Here is an 18,672-nt window from a genome sequence, read left to right on the forward strand (position 1 = left end):
AAATAAACCATCTCGACATCGAGATGGTTTATTTTATATAAAACACAATCGCTACAATACTAAAGGAAAATGACATTACAAGTGCTATTACAAAACTTGTATATTGTTTCTGCTGAAATGCCCCAATAACAAAAGTTAGATTAAGTAATGCCATACATACAATCGCTACAAGATAAGAACATATATTAAAAGTTGCCAATATGAATGTAATAATAAATAGAAATCCCATAAAAAACTGCATATACGAAAGTTTTGGATTCAAGTACATATGAGCAACCCCTTTATCTAATTTTATCTTTCTATACTCTCATTAACGCACGGTTATGTACACATGTCAAGACAACTTATTATAATAGAAAAAGCCAACCTTTTCGTTGGCTTTTTCATATGCAACGGCTCCTTTTTCTTTTGCCAATTGCTGAAATGATTTTTTCGATTTCACAATCCATACTTTCGTTCCAATTGGAATGCGATCAAATAAATATTCCACATCGTTTTTCTTCATTCTTATACACCCTTGTGAAATATACTTTCCAATTGAACTCGGTTGATTTGTTCCATGTATTCCATATTTACTTCCATCAGTTCCTCTTGCATTAAATCCAATCCACCTTGACCCAAGTGGATTTTTTGGCGATCCACCTGGAATATTCTTCGCAATGTAATACGGATCCTTCGCTTTCATTACAACATCAAAAGTTCCTTCTGGAGTTAATTCATTCGTTTTCCCTGTCGCTACTGGAAAAACTTTTTGAATCTTTCCATCGTCAATGTAAGCTAATTTATTCGTTGCTTTATTTACAATAATAAAAGGATCTCCGGCACGCGGATTATCCCCAAGAGGCCAAATCGGCGATAAAGAAAGACATAATATGATAGTGAGAAGATACGGCATAGATAATTCCTACCTTCTATATAAGTTCTTTTATATTATCCTTTCCCTTAAAGCGGCTTTTAATGAGTAAATATTGTTCCATTTCATACACAAGTTGAACAAGTTTCGCACGTATCTCAAATTCCTCGCGTGTAGCTGGCAATGGCATGTCTCTAAATAATTCCCTCATTTCTTGAAGCTGCCTTAAGGAAATAACGCCAGTACTCTCAGGGCTAATAGCATTACTAATGTTTTCAACAACATCTGCAATCATGTCAGCTTGTTCATATGTCCACGATAAAGAAGCTGCTAGTGGTATCATTCGCTCTAAAATTTCGAATTGTTGCATACGCATATTAAAATAACGATAGTAATAGTCATCTTCTCGCATAAATGCATTCTCAAGTTTCTTAAACGATAAATCTCTAGCTTCATTTAGCATATTTTCAGTTTCAATAAGTTCTGCTCCGCTCCAACTACTTTCTCGATTTCGTAAATATACAACCATTTCAAACAAAATCGTTTTAAAATTACTTTCTATTTTATCTTGATACTCTTTTAGCTTATTTTCACTACTCGGCATATACATATTCACTAATAGAGCCACGCTAATCCCTATCGTTAATATAGCAATTTCATTCCCAACAATAAGCCATGTAATTTGTTTCAATGAATACAGGTGCATAACAATAACTGAGCTCGTGACAATACCCTCTTGAATTTTGAGCATAACTGCAGTCGGAATAAATGTAAGTAATAATACACTAATTGCTAGTGGTGTATATCCAATTGTTTCAAAAATGCAAAACGCGAACACCATTGATAATACACAAGCTAAAAAACGATGTAGTGATACTTGCAGTGATTTACGTTTCGTATTTTGTACACACAATATAACTAAAATACCCGCTGAACTATAAAATTCTAATCCTAATAACTGAGCAATAAAAACTGCCGCGCCTGTCCCTATTGCTGTTTTTACTGTACGATATCCAATTTTAAACATATCATTACTCCTATATGTATAAACGTATTTACAGCTAGTATAAAAAAAGGATGACACAATGTCATCCTTTTCTACTTATTATTCACATAACCTTTTCATATTACAATATTTTTTGTAAAAATTGTTGCGCACGTTCACTTTTCGGCTCTGCAAAAAATTCTTCTGGCGCACTATCTTCTACAAGCTTTCCTCCGTCCAAGAAAAGAACACGATCTGCCACTTCTTTTGCAAAGCCCATTTCATGTGTAACGATAGCCATCGTCATTCCTGTCGTAACTAACGATTTCATAACTTCTAACACTTCTTTCACCATCTCTGGGTCTAGCGCCGATGTCGGTTCATCAAATAACATAACTTCTGGTTCCATCGCTAACGCTCTTGCAATTGCTACACGTTGCTTTTGTCCTCCCGACAGACGATTCGGATACGTATCTTTTTTATCTACTAATCCAACCTTTTCTAAAAGTTTCTCAGCTTTCTTTTCAGCTTCTTGCTTCGTTACCCCTTTTACATTGATAGGAGCATACGTAATATTTTCTAATACAGTCATATGAGGAAATAAGTGAAAATGCTGAAATACCATACCGACATTTTCACGAACATGCATAACATTCGTTTTCGGATTCGTTACTTCTTCCGTTCCAATCCAAATGTGACCATTCGTTGGTGCTTCTAACATATTCATACAACGTAAAAATGTTGATTTTCCTGATCCAGAAGGCCCTATAATTGCAACTACTTCCCCTTTTTCAATCGTTATTGTAATTCCTTTTAATACTTCGTTATTACCAAATGATTTATGAAGGTTTTCAATTTTAATCACTTTTCTTCATTCTCCCTTCAATTGCCTTCCCGACTAATGTAAGAATAATGACTAACATATAATAAATCAGTCCAACAAAAAGTAATGGTTCAAGATATTTAAATGTCTCACCGCCTACGATGTAAGCACGGCGCATTAAATCAGTCGCGCCTATTACTGTTACTACAGCTGATTCTTTCGTAAGTGTCGCAAATTCGTTCACAAGCGCTGGTAATATATTTTTTAATGCTTGAGGGAAAATAATATTTCTCATCATTTTTCCGTACGGTATCCCTAAAGCCATCGCTGCTTCTGTTTGTCCTTTATCAACCGCTTGAATACCGGCACGAATCACTTCTGACATGTATGCACCTGAATTCAAGCTAAATGCAAGTACAGCTGCTAAGAATGCTGGTATTTCATAACCAATTATTTGCGGGACGCCGAAATAAATAATCATTAATTGCAATACAAGTGGTGTACCACGAAAAATTGATGTATAAAAATCTGCTGCTATATTTAACGCTCGTATTCTAGCAATTTTACAAAGTGCTAATAATGTTCCTAAAATAAATCCTGCTAAAGCTGATACTGCTACAATTTTCAAAGTAACTTCTAAACCTTTTAGTATATATGGTATTGAAGGCATAATCGCCGAAAAATCTAAGTTCATTCTTTTCATTCCCCTCACAGAAAAGTGAAAGGCAGCTTATTTTTCGCTGCCAAACCATTTCTTCACTAATTTATCCATTTCTCCATTTTCTTGCATTTTTTTAATTACTTTATTAAATTCAGCTGTTTTATCACTGTTTTTCGGAAGGGCAATTGCTGCTCCAACTTCTTCTGGCGCCTCTTTAATTTCAATTCCTTGTAAATCTTTCATTTTCTCTAAATAATTTTTAGCAACTGTGTCTTCTATAATTGCAGCATCAAAACGACCAGCTTTAATTTCTTGTACGATTTCTGGTATACGGTCACGTCCCTCAACTTGGAAATCTACTTGTTTTTTAAATTCTGCTGCTTTCTCTTCTTGAATAGATCCTGTTTGTACCCCTACTTTTTTCCCTTTTAAGTCCTCTACAGATTTAATATTAGAATCCTTTTTAGAAACGACCATATTTTTCGCAACAAAATAAATATCTGTAAAATCAACATTATTTTTACGCTCTGCAGTTGGCGTCATGCCTGCCATTACGAAATCAACTTTTCCTGAACTAAGAGATGCTAATAAACCACCAAAATCCATATCTTTCACTTTCACTTCATACCCAAGTTCTTTTCCGATATATTTAGCAACATCGACATCAAAACCAATAATTTCATCACTTTTTGAAGCTTCCACGTATTCATATGGTTTATAATCTGCTGAAGTCCCCATAACCAGTACTTTTTCACTTTTTCCAGTAGCCTTTTCTTCCCCATTACTACAAGCGCTGAATATACTTACAATTAAAATAAGTGCAAACGATATTGATAATAACTTCTTCATCTTTCTTCCCCCTAATAATGTATATTTAAAAGTTTAATAGAATATTTATTCGATGTTTGTATTGTATCAGCACTTTCATTTTTATGCAATATATAAAATAAAAATAAATGAAATAACAATATAATCGCTGTTTTTCATGTATAAAATAATGCATAAAATAACATAACTATGCATATCTCATAAATTTTAATAATAAATAAAAAAGGCGGCACATCCACTTGATTGTGGATGTGCCGCCTTTTCTCTTATTTTTTATAGTTCTTCACAATTTTCTTCGAAATACGATTGTAGTTTCGCAATAACTTGCATCGGTTCATGCCCTTCAATTTCATGACGCTCTACCATCGTTACAATTTTTCCATCTTTTAACAAAGCAAATGATGGAGAAGAAGGTGGGTACCCTTCGAAATATTCACGCGCTCTTGCTGTCGCTTCTTTATCTTGACCTGCAAACACCGTTACAAGGTGGTTAGGACGTTTATCATAATGTACGGAATGCGCAGCAGCAGGACGAGCAATACCACCTGCACAACCACATACAGAGTTTACCATTACAAGTGTTGTTCCATTTCTTTTAAACGCTTCTTCTACCGCTTCTGGCGTCGTCAATTCTGTATATCCAGCAGAGACAATCTCTTCACGCGCTTGGCGGACAACATCATTCATAAAAAAGTTAAAATTAATCACTCTTTTCCCTCCTCTAAAACTACCTATTTGTATCTTACCAGTTAATGTTTATGAAATACAAGTAAGTTTACTTGTATTTAAGTATAGAAAAGGTGTTAGAGCTCTTGCTCTAACACCTTTTCTTTAATGACCACGATGTTTTTGCTTTGCTTTTTGTACTTTAATTAAACGTCTTCTTTCTTTTTCAGCTTCTCGCTTCTCTTTAGACTGCACTTTCTTTTCTTGTTTATGCAATTCATAAGATAAACTAATCGCCTCTTGCGCCTTAGTAAAACGTTTAATATTTGTTTCTTTTGCTGCTTGTCGTATGATACGCTTTATGTTTTTAGGTCGCTGTTTTTCTTTAACTTCTACACCACATTTTGCAAAGTGCTGAAAATGTTCTAAAAGTGAACCATTCACAAACATAAGCACTTCTTCATCTGACGGTTCCGCCCCAAAAATATACCTCGCTCCATACAATTTCCCTTGTTCTTTGCATGTAATAATTCCAACAAAAAACTGACCATCGTGATATACTGTCAAATCCATTGACAGCCCCTCCTTTAAAAGATTAGAAATACGGGACATCCCGGAGGGGAAGGTTACTGACATGAAATCATGCGTCTGGACTACCAACCAGAACTGTGTTTTTGTATTTCTTTCACTATTATTATATCTTTTTTTCCATAATCTTCATATATTCAGCAATCATTTTTTTATGCGATCCTACAATATAGTCAGGTAGTTCTGTTACTGAAAAGAATTTAAGCTGAACTGCTTCTTCTTTATTCATAACAAAATCCCCTTCGTATTCATCCGTATAATAGGCGGTTGTTACAGATTGAAATTCATCACCGTTTGCTAATTTTGTAAAGTAGTTCGCTCCAGAAAATACATTGATTAGTCGCAAGTTCTTCACTTTTATTCCTGTCTCTTCATATACTTCACGATAAGCTGTTTCTTCTGGTGATTCACTAAGCTCCATTAGCCCGCCAGGTAGCCCCCATTTTCCGTACGGCTCTGTCCGCTGCTGCAATAAAACATATCCATTTTCATTTATAACGAGTACAACAGCACCAACTAAAATTAAAGGGCGATGACCAACTATTTTTCGTAATTCTTCTACATATCCCACCGTATCGCCTCCTTTTTCGTTGTCCACACTATTGTATCATATGTTCGAAACGACAAAATGCGTATATTTTTCATTTTTTTAACAAAATATTTATTTTATGTGATTCATCTACTGTAGCTAACATAATAGATTCGACTTCTGTACTCTTCTCTAGAAATTCTCTCGCCCACGCTTCTGTTTTTCCTAATAATGCAAGAACATCTTTCTGTATCCTCCCATCCTTTACTAATACAAAAGAAACTGGAGATTTTTTTCCCGCCACTTTAAGATCAAGCCGCGAAACTGCTTCATATTCTGGATACCGAAATATAGAAACGACACCGTTCGCTTCCCATAATGCTAATTTAATCGTTTGAATATCGCTCACATTTCGCATACGAAGTTCCGAAAACAAATATTCCACGGTAATTCTCGCCTTTTTCAAATTGCTAAAATCAATGGAACCATTATGTATAAGAATGATAGGTGCTGGCTCTAAAAAGCGTCTCCATCTATCCCATTTCAGCATTAAAACTGAGCTTATAATATGAAGTACAACAAGTATGAACGTTGTAATCATCGAGCCCAGTAACCCTACTTTTTCATCAGACAATGCGTTAGAAATATTCCCACCAAGCAATAACACTAATACAACATCTAAAAAACGAAGTTGTGCGATAGACCTTTGCCCCATCGCTTTCGCAACTAATATTAAAAATATGTATGCTATAATAGCCCGAATAACCCATTCACTATTAGAAAGATGCCGTGCTCCTTCAAAAATATGCATATGCATCACTTTGCACTCCTTACCCGTCTCAAACTGCTATCCTGTTTTAGTTTGCAACGTTTATGAGCATATATGTAAAAAAGCTGGTTCGTTTAAAAACGAACCAGCTTTTTTTACTTAACTGAAAACATATATTTTTTATAAGTTTTCCGTACCGATAGTATGAGCCCCATCATAATCATATTCGAGAATAAGGAACTTCCCCCATACGATAAGAAAGGTAATGCAATACCTTTTACAGGCATTAATCCAACGATCATACCGATGTTTTGGAATATTTGAACTGTTAATATACCGATCGATCCAGCGCATAATAATGTACCAAATAAATTATCAGCGGAATAACCAATAATAATTGTTCGATATAGTAGTAATAGGAACAAGAAGACAACTAACGCTGCTACGATAAATCCACCTTCTTCGGCAATTGTAGCGAAAATAAAGTCAGTATGCTTCTCTGGGATATAGACGCTTCCTCCACCGTATCCTTTACCTTCCATACCTCCACTACCTACAGCTAGAATCGATTGCTGTGTTTGATAACCTTGATCTGTATGTTCAAATGGGTCTAACCAACCTAAAATACGTGACTGTTGGTGAGGTTTTAGTAATGTAACTAAATTATTATAGAAAAAATCCTGATACTTAAAGTAAATAAACATTAACACAGATAATATCGTCACCGGAATAACTGTGCATATTGCTATCAATTTCTTCTGAATACCTGACATAAATAAAATACATGCAATAGCAGCAGCATATAAGAACACCATACCTGTATCCGGTTGGCTATATACAATTGCCGTAGGAGGAATAGATACTAGCATAATCTTTCCTACTAATATTAAGTCTGTTTTAAATGTTCGAACCATATGCTGTGCATTATGCTTTACTGCTAAATTTGCTACTAACATAACCAGTGCAATTTTGAAAAACTCTGACGGCTGAATAGATCCAATTAGTGGAAATCTAAACCATCTTTTTGCTCCTAGTATCTCCGGTGTAAAGGTTGAAACCGGTAATATTTTTAGTAGAATAATTGACAGAAATGTTGCAATATACAATGGCCATGATAATTTTTGCAGCTGATCTGAATCAACACTTGCAACAAGAAGTAACATTACAATTCCAATTATGTAGTTAATCCCTTGTTTCAAAGCAAAATTCTCAGCCCCATATTGGCCAGTTTGCTGACTGCTATATATAGCAGCTATACTCGTCACACATAGTGCACACAAAATTAAAATTAATTTTACATCTAAACTTTTTAGAAACTCGGTACTTCTTTTCATGACATCCTCCTGAAACATTGTTACAGCAAAATAAAAAACCAGGAGTCAACATTCTTCATGTTTTGACGACTGATTACACATTATCTATAAAACACTTATATAGAATAACTCTCTTTTTCATACAATACAATATATTATACTACAGTTTCATCAGTAAGATTTGCCAAAAAAATTATTCTTTTCTTATTTTATATCCATATACCATATATCAGCAATGTATTTTCGTAAATTCCTAATACATAATCGTTTATTGTAAGATTACTGGGAAAGGTATTTATACATATAGTAGGATGTAGATGAAGAAATAAGATAATAAAAAGCTCGCATAAGCGAGCTTTTTATTAATATACAGATGTATTGTTTTCTGACATGTTTTCTAAAATTTCTTTAACACGTCCTAAGAACTTACCACAGATTAAACCATCAAGTACGCGGTGATCAAGTGATAAACATAAGTTAACCATGTCACGAGCACCGAACATACCGTTATCCATAATTACTGGGCGTTTTACAATTGATTCAACTTGTAAAATAGCCGCTTGTGGGTAATTAATAATACCCATAGATTGAACAGAACCGAATGATCCTGTGTTATTAATTGTAAATGTTCCACCTTGCATTTCGTCTGCTTTTAGCGATTTCGTGCGTACTTTTCCTGCAAGTTCTGTAATTTCACGAGCGATACCTTTAATTGTTTTCTCGTCCGCTTGCTTAATTACTGGTACAAATAGTTCTTCCTCTGTTGCAACAGCGATAGAAAGGTTAATATCTTTCTTCTGAACAATTTTATCGCCAGCCCACATTGAATTAATTTGAGGATACTCTTTTAACGCTTGTGCTACTGCTTTTACGAAGAAAGCAAAGAACGTTAAGTTAAAGCCTTCACGCTTCTTAAAGTCACCTTTAATTGAGTTACGGTATGACACAAGGTTTGTCACATCTACTTCAATCATCATCCAAGCATGTGGTGCTTCATGTTTACTACGTAACATGTTTGCTGCGATTGCTTTACGCACACCTGTTACTGGAATTTCGATATCTCCAGGCATTGTAGGTACAGAAACTGGTTTCGCAGCTTCTACTTTTTGCGCTACTGGTGCTGCTTTTGGTGCTTCTGGGCGAGCTTCTACTACTGCCGCTACAGCTTCCTCTTTTTTCACACCTGCTTGCGGAATATTTCCAGATTCCACTAGCTTTAAAATATCCTTACGAGTGATACGGCCATTTGCTCCCGTACCTTCTACTAGATCTAAATCAACGTTATGCTCACCCGCAAGTTTTAACACAGCTGGTGAAAAACGTGGTTTTCCATCAGTTGGTTGTTTTACTTTCGGTGCTTTTTCAGGCGTAATTGCTGCTGCCTTTGGTTCTTCTTTTGTTTTTTCCTCAACAGCTGTTGCTGCTACTTCATCTGCGCCTTCTACTTGAATCACACAAACTACTTCACCTACAGCTAACGTATCACCTTCACCAGCGATTAACTCTTTCACAATACCCGTGAAAGAAGATGGTACTTCAGCATTTACTTTATCAGTCATTACTTCTGCAAGCGGATCATACTTGTTTACGTGATCGCCAACATTAACGAGCCATTTACTAATTGTGCCCTCTGTAACGCTCTCCCCGAGCTGAGGCATTGTAATATTTTCTACAGCCATGTATAGTCCCCCCGATTAAAATTCCGCAAGTTCACGCATTGCTTTTTCAACTTTATCTGGATTTACCATAAAGAATTTTTCCATTGTTGGTGCATATGGCATTGCTGGAACGTCTGGACCTGCAAGACGTGCAATTGGCGCATCTAAATCAAATAGACAGTTTTCAGCAATAATTGCTGCCACTTCACTCATAATGCTTCCTTCTTTATTGTCTTCTGTTACAAGAAGAACTTTACCTGTTTTAGAAGCTGCTTCAATGATTGCTTCTTTATCTAATGGATATACAGTACGTAAATCAAGAATGTGTGCAGAGATGCCATCTTGTGCTAACTTTTCAGCTGCTTGAAGAGCAAAATGAACACATAATCCGTACGTGATAACTGTAATATCATCACCTTCACGTTTTACATCTGCTTTTCCGATTGGTAATACGTAGTCATCCTCCGGCACTTCACCTTTAATTAAACGATATGCACGTTTATGTTCGAAGAATAATACTGGATCTTCATCACGAATGGCTGCTTTTAATAAGCCTTTTGCATCATATGGTGTAGAAGGGATAACGATTTTTAAACCTGGTTGGTTTGCAAACATCGCTTCTACAGATTGTGAATGATACAATGCACCGTGAACACCCCCACCAAATGGTGCACGGATTGTAACTGGACAAGTCCAATCATTATTAGAACGATAACGAATTTTTGCTGCCTCAGAAACAATTTGGTTTACTGCTGGCATGATGAAATCAGCAAACTGCATTTCAGCGATTGGACGCATACCATACATTGCTGCACCAATTGCTACCCCAGCAATTGCAGATTCTGCAAGCGGTGCATCAAGCGCACGATCTTCACCAAATTGATCATACAAACCGTGTGTCGCTTTAAATACGCCACCTTTTTTACCAACATCTTCTCCTAAAACGAATACTTTTTCATCGCGTTCCATTTCTTCGCGCATTGCTAATGTAATAGCATCAATATAAGACATTACAGCCATGAAACGTTCCCCCCTATTCTGCGTATACGTGCTTCAATGCATCTTCAGGTGCTGCATACGGAGCATTTTCTGCATATTCTGTTGCTTCATTTACGATATGCATAATTTCGTCTAACATTTGTTTTTCAAATTCCTCAGTTAACACACCAGCTTCTTTTAAATAAGCTGCAAATGTTATAATTGAATCTTTTTTCTTTGCTTCTTCTACTTCTTCTTTATCACGATAAACACGATCATCATCGTCACTAGAATGTGCTGTTAAACGATACGATACTGTTTCAATTAAAGTCGGGCCTTCACCACGACGGCCGCGATCTGCTGCTTCTTTTACAGCTTTATATACTGCAAGCGGATCATTTCCGTCTATTGTATATCCAGGCATACCGTAACCAATTGCACGATCTGATACGTTTTTACATGCTAATTGTTTTTCAACTGGAATAGAGATTGCATATTTGTTATTTTCACACATAAAAATAACAGGCAGTTTGTGTACACCAGCAAAGTTTGCCCCTTCATGGAAGTCACCTTGGTTTGAAGAACCTTCTCCAAATGTAACGAACGTTACTAAATCTTTCTTCTCCATTTTTCCAGCTAGTGCAATACCAACTGCATGTGGTACTTGTGTTGTTACTGGAGATGAACCTGTAACAATACGATTTTTCTTTTGACCGAAGTGACCAGGCATTTGACGACCACCAGAGTTTGGATCTCCAGCTTTCGCGAAAGCAGACAACATAAGTTCTTTAGCTGTCATACCAAATGCTAGTACAACACCCATATCACGGTAGTATGGTAATGCATAATCTTTCTCTCTATCAAGAGCGAACGCCGCTCCAACTTGCGCAGCCTCTTGTCCTTGACAAGAAATTACGAATGGAATTTTACCTGCACGGTTTAATAACCACATACGTTCGTCGATTTTACGTGCAAGTAACATCGTACGGAACATTTCTAATACTTGCTCATCACTTAAGCCAAGCTCTTCATGGCGCTTTTCTTTTACTTCTGCCATTTTTCATAACCTCCTAAATCCACATTTTTATGCGTGTAACGCTCTTCCATCTACAGCAAGTGCTGCTTCACCAATCGCCTCAGATAATGATGGATGCGGATGAATTGTATGTGCTACTTCCCAAGGTGTTGCATCAAGTACTCTTGCAAGACCAGCTTCAGAAATCATATCTGTTACATGCGGTCCAATCATATGAACACCAAGAATGTCATTTGTCTCTTCATCAACTACAAGTTTTACGAAACCATCTGATTCTCCGTATACAAGTGCTTTTCCGATTGCACGGAATGAGAACTTACCTACTTTTAACTTATAGCCTTTTTCTTTCGCTTCTTGTTCTGTTAAACCGACAGAAGCAACTTCTGGACTGCTATATACGCATTTTGATACCATAGAGTAATCAATTGGTGTAACTTCTTTCCCTGCAATATGTTCTACTGCAGCAATCCCTTCATGAGAAGCAACGTGAGCCAGTTGCAAACCACCGATTACATCTCCAATTGCGTAAATATGCGATTCTTTCGTTTGATAAAACTCATTTGTTTGAATGTATCCTTTTTCCACAACGATATCTGTGTTCTCTAAGCCAATATTTTGCGTATTCGCTTGTCTTCCTACAGATACAAGCATTTTTTCAGCTTTAAATTCTTTATTCTCACCGTTATGTTCAGCTTGGATTGTTACTCCATTATCTTTTACCAATGTTTCTGGTAATACTTTTGCACCAGTTACCACTTTAATACCTTTTTTCTTAAATAGACGTTGCATTTCTTTTGAAACGTCCTGATCTTCTAGTGGTAATATCGTTTTCGCATACTCTAATACTGTAACTTCTACACCGAAGTCAGCAAGCATAGATGCCCACTCAATACCGATTACACCGCCACCAACAATAATAATCGAACTAGGAAGCGTTTCCATTTTTAGAGCATGATCTGAAGACATTACGTACTCTCCGTCTAATTCTAAACCTGGCAATGAATTTGGACGAGAACCTGTTGCAACAAGTACATTTTTTGGAATCAACATTTCATTCTCTTCTCCACTTGCAAGTTCAACTGAAATTGTCCCTGGCATCGGAGAGAAAATAGACGGGCCAAGAATACGGCCAATACCTTCAAACACATCAATTTTACCTTGTTTCATTAAATGTTGAACGCCTTTATGAAGCTGCGTTACAATCTTCTCTTTACGCTCTTGTACTTTCGCAAAGTTTAGTTCTACATTGCTTGCAATAACTCCGAACTCTTCGCTTTTTTTAGCAGTTGCATATACTTCCGCACTACGTAAAAGAGCTTTACTAGGAATACATCCTTTGTGTAAACAAGTACCACCAAGATTTTCTTTTTCGACTAGTGCAGTTTTTAACCCTAGTTGTGATGCACGAATTGCAGCAACATATCCACCAGTACCGCCGCCAACGATGACTAAATCATATTCTTTTGCCATTATCTCAACCCCTAGCTACCGTTTCTTTTTCACGTACAACGTATTCTTTTGGAGCTTCTTCTTCACGTAATACACGAAGTGCTCCTTCTGCTAACGCTTCTAACTCATCTTCTCCTGGATGTACGATAACATCTGCAATCCAGTCCACTCGCTCTTTTATTTCATCGACAAGAATTTTACTGTATGCCAGTCCACCAGTTAATACGATTGCATCGATTTTCCCGTGAAGTACAGCGCTAGCTCCGCCAATCTCTTTTGCAACTTGATATGCCATTGCTTTATAAATAAGAGTTGCTTCAGGATCACCTTTTTCAACCATTTGCTCTACTTTTATCGCATCATTTGTACCGATTAAACTTACAAGTCCACCTTGTCCGACAAGTTTTTTAATCATTTCATCCCGGTAATACTCACCAGAGAAACACATTTCTACTAGTTGCCCTACTGGTACTGTACCAGCACGCTCTGGACTAAATGGTCCTTCTCCGTTTAAACCGTTATTCACATCGATTACTCTTCCTTTTTTATGGGCACCAACTGTAATACCGCCACCCATATGTGTAACTAATAAATTTAAATCCTCGTATTTATGATTTAACTGTTCAGCTACTTTACGAGCAACTGCTTTTTGATTTAATGCATGGAAGATACTTTTGCGTTCCATACCAGCAATACCACTTATACGAGCAACCGGCTCCATCTCATCTACAACGACAGGATCCACAATGAATGCAGGAATGTTTAATCCAGAAGCAATTTCATATGCTAAAATGCCTCCAAGATTTGAAGCGTGATGACCACTAAAGCCATTCTTTAAATCTTCTAACATCGCATTGTTTACTATATACGTACCGCCTTCGATTGGACGAAGTAATCCACCACGCCCACAAACAGCGTTTAATTTTGAAATGTTAATACCATGAGAATGTAGAACTTCTAAAATCGTTTCTTTTCGAAACTCATATTGGTCGATAATTCGCTTATATTTTCCAATCTGTTCTACGTCATGACGAATCGTTTCTTCTAGAACGGGTCTTTCATTATCAAAAACACCAATTTTTGTGGATGTACTACCTGGGTTAATAACAAGAATTCGATTTACAGACAATGTTGCTACCTCCACTAATAAATTCAAAAGGAAGTGGAAACCTCATAAGGGGTAACCACACCTTTTGTAAAAGTTATATATGAATGATTAGCGACGGCTAATAATATCGTGACCGTTGCGTAAGTAAGTGCTACGAGAATTTTTCAAGCTTGCAATGCGCTCTTCAGCTAGACGATCTGCCGCTACATAAGTTGCTATGCCATCGCGTTTTGAAATTTCGATTACTTTTGCAATCGTGTCATAAATAGACTCAACACGTTTTAGTGCACGTTCTCTATTGTATCCATATAATTCGTCCGCTACGTTAATTACGCCACCTGCATTAATTACATAATCTGGTGCGTATACAATACCCATTTCATGAATGATGTCACCGTGACGATCTTCTTTTAATTGGTTATTTGCAGAACCTGCGATTACTTTTGCTTTAAGTTGTGGAATAGTTTCATCATTAACTGTTGCGCCTAATGCACATGGTGCGTAAATATCGCATTCAACACCGTAAATTTCATTTGGTTCAACTGCTGATGCACCGAATTCTTCTACAGCACGTTGTACAGCTTCTTTATTAATATCTGTAACGATTAATTTTGCTCCTTCAGCGTGTAAATGTTTGCATAGGTGATATGCTACGTTACCAACGCCTTGAACAGCAATTACTTTTCCTTCTAAATTGTCAGTACCGAAAGCTTCTTTTGCAGCTGCTTTCATACCACGGTAAACACCGTATGCAGTTACTGGAGATGGGTTACCAGAAGAACCGAATGATGGTGAGATACCTGTTACAAAGTCAGTTTCTTCATGGATAATATCCATATCATCTACTGTTGTACCAACATCTTCAGCTGTAATGTAACGTCCGTTTAGTCCTTGGATATAACGTCCTAGTGCACGGAACATCGCTTCGCTCTTATCTTTACGAGGATCACCAATAATTACTGTTTTCGCACCACCTAAGTTTAAACCAGCTGCTGCGTTTTTGTATGTCATCCCTTTTGCAAGACGCAATGCATCTTCAATCGCCGCTTCTTCAGAATCATATGTCCACATTCTTGTTCCACCAAGAGCCGGTCCAAGTGTTGTATCATGAATTGCAATAATTGCTTTTAAACCAGATTCTTTGTCTTGACAAAATACTACTTGCTCATAATCATATTTTTCTAAGTATTCGAAGATTTCTAATGTCATTGTCGTTTCCCCCTAATGTTTTACCCTTTTTGGTTTATTTTGAAGCAGTCGCAACTGCCAATGCTAATGAATATACTTTTGTTTCTGCTGAATCAGCACGAGATGTTAAAACAATCGGTGCTTTTGCGCCAGCAATCATTGCTCCTACTTTTGCATCCGCAAAGTATACGAGTGATTTATATAGCACATTTCCAGCTTCAATCGTTGGGACGAGTAAAATGTCTGCCTTACCTGCTACATCACTTACTATGCCTTTATGCTCTGCTGCAATTTGTGATACTGCATTATCTAAAGCCAGTGGTCCATCAACGATACAATCTTTAATTTGTCCGCGGCGATTCATTTGTGTTAACATCGCTGCATCAATTGTCGCCTGCATCGCTGGATTCACAACTTCTACTGCTGCGATGGGTGCCACTTTTGGCAAGTCGATTCCTATTGCCCGGGCAACTTCTACAGTATTTTGTATAATAGCAGCTTTTTGTGTTACGTCAGGTGCGATGTTCATCGCTGCATCTGTAACGAAAATAAGACGATCGTAATTTGGAACTTCAAATGCTGCTACATGTGAAAGTACGCTACCTTTACGTAGGCCCCACTCTTTGTTTAACACAGCCTTCAAAATATTCGCTGTTGGGATGTTACCCTTCATAAGCACGTCTGCTTCACCATTTCTCACAGCTTTAACAGAAAGTTCTGCAGCCTCTGCATTAGACATTGCTGCAATCACTTCAACATGTTCTGAAGTTTGTAAACCATGTTCTTGTAGCATCCCCATTATTTTTTCTTGATTTCCATATAGACGAAATTGAGCTAGCTGTAATTTAATTGCTTTCGCTACAGCTTCAATTACTTCATGATCTTCAGCTACTGCTACAGCCACAGTTTTTTTAGGCTGTCCCGCTGCTTGATCAATTAAGTATTCTAACTTCATATTTTGTAATCAACCCTTTCCGTCGTCCCTCGTCTATTTATAAAGCAAATACCGTGCCAACTTTTAAAAGTGGTCTTACCAATAATGAAAACGCATTCAAAATGCAGTAAAATCAATACTTTGGAAAATAACAAAAGATTCTGTCTTATTTTGTCACTTTTTGTATACCATGCAATAAATTGCATGGTACGCAATTTATTGCATGCTATTTTTTGCATAGTCATACTTTTCTAGCTTATAATATAAATTTCGAACGGAAATTCCTAACGCTTTTGCAGTTTGTGTTTTATTCCCATCAAATCTCTCCAAATATTCATGAATAATATTCCCTTCAAACTCTGTCACTAAATGTTCAAGTGGCTTTTCTTCTAATTCAGGTAATAAATGAGATTGCTTTGACTCCACCTGCTCTTCGTTATGTAATGGCGGTAAATGATGTACATCAATATAGATCTCGTTATAATTCATAAAAATAATTGCTCGTCCTAAAATATTTTCAAGTTCCCTCACATTCCCTGGCCATTCGTATGATTGTAAATATAAAATAGCTGAATCAGTGAGCCCTTCTACATTACGACCATAATCTTGATTAATTTTTTGAATCAATCTGTCCGCAATTGTCGGTATATCTCCTTTACGTTGACGAAGAGACGGAATTTGAATTGGAATTTTATTTAATCGATAATATAAATCCTCCCTAAACTTCCCTTCTAGAATAGCCTTTTCTAAATTCACATGTGTCGCTGCAATTACTCGAACATTAATAGGTATCGCTTTCGTTCCACCAACTTTTACAATTTCTTTTTCCTGCAATACACGAAGGAGCTTCGCTTGTGTATTTGCAGATAACTCCCCTATTTCATCTAAAAAAATACTACCGTTATTCGCTTCCTCAAAGAACCCACGTTTCCCGCCTCTTTTCGCTCCAGAAAACGCTCCTTCCTCATAACCAAATAATTCACTTTCTAACAACGTCTCCGAAATGGCCGCACAGTTTACACGGACGAATTTATTGTATTTTCGATTACTTCCATTATGGATTGCATGTGCAAACAATTCTTTACCAGTCCCAGATTCACCGCGTAACAGTACCGTTGCCGGTGTATTCGCTCCTAGCTTCGCCTGTTCGATAGCTGCCGTTGTTTCATCTGAATTTCCGACAATATCATCAAAAGAATATTTCGCTTCTAATGTGCGAATAATTTGCCTCGCTCTATTCAATTCATTTGTTAACTTTTGAATTTCCGACACGTCACGGATAACGCCGACGCTTCCTTTCAATATTCCATCCACAATAACTGGCGCTACGTTTACAATTACATCGCGCTTTTTTTGCCCAATCTTCATATGTATTCCGCGCACCGCACGACGCGTTCGAAGTACTTTCATATGCATACTTTCGCCTTCTACAATATCAGTTGTAGCAGGCTTCCCAATAATATCTTCTTCTGTTAAACCCGTTAATTTCGTATATGCCGGGTTAATGACTAAACCTCTTCCTTTTTCATCCACAACCGAAATCGCTTCTTCAGATGAGTTAATAATCGCCTCTAATAATGTTTGAATTTCTTTTAAGTCTGTAACTTCTTCCGCTAAATCTACAACTTCTGTTATATCTTTAAAAATTGCAAATGCTCCTTGTACCTCTCCGCCCTCTTTTAATATCGGTATACGCGTTGTAATAATTTTCTTTCCATTCTCTAATGTTAGTTCATAATTTACTTCTATTTGTTTCGTACGTATAATGCGAAGTAATTTACTAGTCGGAATAACTTCTAAAATATATTTTCCTATCACCTCTTCTTTTTTATATCCGATAATACGCTCTGCACTTTTATTAAAAAGACGAACTTGTCCCTCTCGATCAATTACGATCATACCGTCATGCGTAGAATTTAAAATTAATTCTCCTTGTTGCGTTTGTTCCTCTAACCGCCCAATTAACCCTTCCTTCTCATGCGCTAATCCTGTAACAATTTTTGCAATATCACCTGGTATAAGAAGAGTGTCTTTTTTCTTTTTTTCCAATAAAACTTTATGTACATCATCTTCACCTGTCATATCAAATATTACATCGATATGCATAGAAAGAAATGGAGTTACACTTTCTCCAATTGCAATCCCATATTCCTTAGCAATTTGTAATCCTTTTGCCACCGGATTTATATCAATAATCCCTATAATTTGAAATATATTCGAACTTTGTAACAGATTCAGCAGTGCGCTCCCACCTTCACCTGCACCAACAATTAATACTTTTTGTTTCATATATTACACTTCCTCTC

At 36.8% G+C, this 18,672-nt stretch carries 19 protein-coding genes; all 19 read right to left on the minus strand.

Translation table 11 applies throughout. From position 1 onward, the window contains the following. Positions 1 to 28: 28 nt before the first annotated feature. The 19 genes from MHI26_RS21390 to MHI26_RS21480 all read right to left on the minus strand — a co-directional run bounded on the left by MHI26_RS21390 (position 29) and on the right by MHI26_RS21480 (position 18,655). Complete coding sequence (locus tag MHI26_RS21390; RefSeq protein ID WP_000281164.1) at positions 29 to 268, minus strand: DUF3894 domain-containing protein; 240 nt, start codon at positions 266 to 268, stop codon at positions 29 to 31. Between the two features lie 66 nt (positions 269 to 334). Continuing rightward, a complete protein-coding gene (locus MHI26_RS21395) occupies positions 335 to 895 on the minus strand; it encodes a L,D-transpeptidase (RefSeq protein WP_001146575.1) in 561 nt (186 codons plus the stop codon). Between the two features lie 16 nt (positions 896 to 911). Then, complete coding sequence (locus MHI26_RS21400) at positions 912 to 1,880, minus strand: aromatic acid exporter family protein (protein WP_000472683.1); 969 nt, start codon at positions 1,878 to 1,880, stop codon at positions 912 to 914. 100 nt (positions 1,881 to 1,980) lie between these two features. Further along, on the minus strand, positions 1,981 to 2,703 hold the full coding sequence (locus MHI26_RS21405) for an amino acid ABC transporter ATP-binding protein (protein ID WP_000590227.1): 723 nt from the start codon (positions 2,701 to 2,703) through the stop codon (positions 1,981 to 1,983). Then, entirely contained in the window at positions 2,696 to 3,355 is a 660-nt protein-coding gene (locus MHI26_RS21410) for an amino acid ABC transporter permease (protein ID WP_001046910.1), read from the minus strand. The genes MHI26_RS21405 and MHI26_RS21410 overlap by 8 nt, the downstream gene beginning before the upstream one ends. A 36-nt stretch (positions 3,356 to 3,391) precedes the next feature. After that, positions 3,392 to 4,171, minus strand: coding sequence for a transporter substrate-binding domain-containing protein (locus MHI26_RS21415; RefSeq protein ID WP_000735461.1), 780 nt, complete (start codon positions 4,169 to 4,171; stop codon positions 3,392 to 3,394). Between the two features lie 252 nt (positions 4,172 to 4,423). Continuing rightward, entirely contained in the window at positions 4,424 to 4,837 is a 414-nt protein-coding gene (locus tag MHI26_RS21420) for a BrxA/BrxB family bacilliredoxin (protein WP_001979317.1), read from the minus strand. Positions 4,838 to 4,981: 144 nt separating this feature from the next. Continuing rightward, positions 4,982 to 5,389 carry a YjdF family protein gene (locus tag MHI26_RS21425; RefSeq protein WP_000366602.1) on the minus strand — a complete coding sequence of 136 codons (408 nt, stop codon included), beginning with the start codon at positions 5,387 to 5,389 and terminating at the stop codon, positions 4,982 to 4,984. 121 nt (positions 5,390 to 5,510) lie between these two features. Further along, positions 5,511 to 5,975, minus strand: a complete 465-nt coding sequence (locus MHI26_RS21430) for an NUDIX hydrolase (protein ID WP_000542551.1) — start codon at positions 5,973 to 5,975, stop codon at positions 5,511 to 5,513. A gap of 70 nt (positions 5,976 to 6,045) precedes the next feature. Continuing rightward, complete coding sequence (locus tag MHI26_RS21435) at positions 6,046 to 6,750, minus strand: DUF421 domain-containing protein (protein WP_000550960.1); 705 nt, start codon at positions 6,748 to 6,750, stop codon at positions 6,046 to 6,048. Between the two features lie 107 nt (positions 6,751 to 6,857). After that, positions 6,858 to 8,036 (minus strand): FtsW/RodA/SpoVE family cell cycle protein, encoded by a 1,179-nt coding sequence (locus MHI26_RS21440; protein WP_000831183.1) that lies wholly within the window; start codon positions 8,034 to 8,036, stop codon positions 6,858 to 6,860. Positions 8,037 to 8,377: 341 nt separating this feature from the next. Continuing rightward, positions 8,378 to 9,694, minus strand: a complete 1,317-nt coding sequence (locus MHI26_RS21445) for a dihydrolipoamide acetyltransferase family protein (RefSeq protein WP_000257648.1) — start codon at positions 9,692 to 9,694, stop codon at positions 8,378 to 8,380. A 15-nt stretch (positions 9,695 to 9,709) separates the two neighbouring features. Then, positions 9,710 to 10,693 carry a 3-methyl-2-oxobutanoate dehydrogenase subunit beta gene (bfmBAB, locus tag MHI26_RS21450; protein ID WP_000290071.1) on the minus strand — a complete coding sequence of 328 codons (984 nt, stop codon included), beginning with the start codon at positions 10,691 to 10,693 and terminating at the stop codon, positions 9,710 to 9,712. Between the two features lie 13 nt (positions 10,694 to 10,706). Further along, entirely contained in the window at positions 10,707 to 11,708 is a 1,002-nt protein-coding gene (bfmBAA, locus tag MHI26_RS21455; RefSeq protein ID WP_000852549.1) for a 3-methyl-2-oxobutanoate dehydrogenase subunit alpha, read from the minus strand. A gap of 27 nt (positions 11,709 to 11,735) precedes the next feature. Further along, a complete protein-coding gene (lpdA, locus tag MHI26_RS21460; RefSeq protein WP_001051295.1) occupies positions 11,736 to 13,157 on the minus strand; it encodes a dihydrolipoyl dehydrogenase in 1,422 nt (473 codons plus the stop codon). Positions 13,158 to 13,161: 4 nt separating this feature from the next. After that, a complete protein-coding gene (gene buk, locus MHI26_RS21465; RefSeq protein WP_000115776.1) occupies positions 13,162 to 14,265 on the minus strand; it encodes a butyrate kinase in 1,104 nt (367 codons plus the stop codon). Between the two features lie 87 nt (positions 14,266 to 14,352). Continuing rightward, positions 14,353 to 15,453 carry a leucine dehydrogenase gene (locus MHI26_RS21470; RefSeq protein WP_000171355.1) on the minus strand — a complete coding sequence of 367 codons (1,101 nt, stop codon included), beginning with the start codon at positions 15,451 to 15,453 and terminating at the stop codon, positions 14,353 to 14,355. Between the two features lie 34 nt (positions 15,454 to 15,487). Next, positions 15,488 to 16,387, minus strand: coding sequence for a phosphate butyryltransferase (yqiS, locus tag MHI26_RS21475; protein WP_000764675.1), 900 nt, complete (start codon positions 16,385 to 16,387; stop codon positions 15,488 to 15,490). A gap of 195 nt (positions 16,388 to 16,582) precedes the next feature. Then, positions 16,583 to 18,655, minus strand: a complete 2,073-nt coding sequence (locus MHI26_RS21480; protein ID WP_000810980.1) for a sigma-54 interaction domain-containing protein — start codon at positions 18,653 to 18,655, stop codon at positions 16,583 to 16,585. Between the last annotated feature and the right edge of the window lie 17 nt (positions 18,656 to 18,672).

The organism is Bacillus sp. FSL K6-1218 (assembly GCF_038006445.1).
Classification (GTDB): domain Bacteria; phylum Bacillota; class Bacilli; order Bacillales; family Bacillaceae_G; genus Bacillus_A; species Bacillus_A thuringiensis_S.

What these genes read in the sequence shown, in the direction of transcription:
- MHI26_RS21415 (WP_000735461.1), bottom strand. Translation starts at nt 4,171, where the DNA reads ATGAAGAAGTTATTATCAATATCGTTTGCACTTATTTTAATTGTAAGT.
- bfmBAA (WP_000852549.1), bottom strand. Translation starts at nt 11,708, where the DNA reads ATGGCAGAAGTAAAAGAAAAGCGCCATGAAGAGCTTGGCTTAAGTGAT.
- MHI26_RS21440 (WP_000831183.1), bottom strand. Translation starts at nt 8,036, where the DNA reads ATGAAAAGAAGTACCGAGTTTCTAAAAAGTTTAGATGTAAAATTAATT.
- lpdA (WP_001051295.1), bottom strand. Translation starts at nt 13,157, where the DNA reads ATGGCAAAAGAATATGATTTAGTCATCGTTGGCGGCGGTACTGGTGGA.
- MHI26_RS21420 (WP_001979317.1), bottom strand. Translation starts at nt 4,837, where the DNA reads ATGAATGATGTTGTCCGCCAAGCGCGTGAAGAGATTGTCTCTGCTGGA.
- MHI26_RS21445 (WP_000257648.1), bottom strand. Translation starts at nt 9,694, where the DNA reads ATGGCTGTAGAAAATATTACAATGCCTCAGCTCGGGGAGAGCGTTACA.
- MHI26_RS21470 (WP_000171355.1), bottom strand. Translation starts at nt 15,453, where the DNA reads ATGACATTAGAAATCTTCGAATACTTAGAAAAATATGATTATGAGCAA.
- yqiS (WP_000764675.1), bottom strand. Translation starts at nt 16,387, where the DNA reads ATGAAGTTAGAATACTTAATTGATCAAGCAGCGGGACAGCCTAAAAAA.
- MHI26_RS21395 (WP_001146575.1), bottom strand. Translation starts at nt 895, where the DNA reads ATGCCGTATCTTCTCACTATCATATTATGTCTTTCTTTATCGCCGATT.
- MHI26_RS21480 (WP_000810980.1), bottom strand. Translation starts at nt 18,655, where the DNA reads ATGAAACAAAAAGTATTAATTGTTGGTGCAGGTGAAGGTGGGAGCGCA.
- MHI26_RS21425 (WP_000366602.1), bottom strand. Translation starts at nt 5,389, where the DNA reads ATGGATTTGACAGTATATCACGATGGTCAGTTTTTTGTTGGAATTATT.
- MHI26_RS21390 (WP_000281164.1), bottom strand. Translation starts at nt 268, where the DNA reads ATGTACTTGAATCCAAAACTTTCGTATATGCAGTTTTTTATGGGATTT.
- bfmBAB (WP_000290071.1), bottom strand. Translation starts at nt 10,693, where the DNA reads ATGGCTGTAATGTCTTATATTGATGCTATTACATTAGCAATGCGCGAA.
- MHI26_RS21400 (WP_000472683.1), bottom strand. Translation starts at nt 1,880, where the DNA reads ATGTTTAAAATTGGATATCGTACAGTAAAAACAGCAATAGGGACAGGC.
- MHI26_RS21410 (WP_001046910.1), bottom strand. Translation starts at nt 3,355, where the DNA reads ATGAACTTAGATTTTTCGGCGATTATGCCTTCAATACCATATATACTA.
- MHI26_RS21435 (WP_000550960.1), bottom strand. Translation starts at nt 6,750, where the DNA reads ATGCATATGCATATTTTTGAAGGAGCACGGCATCTTTCTAATAGTGAA.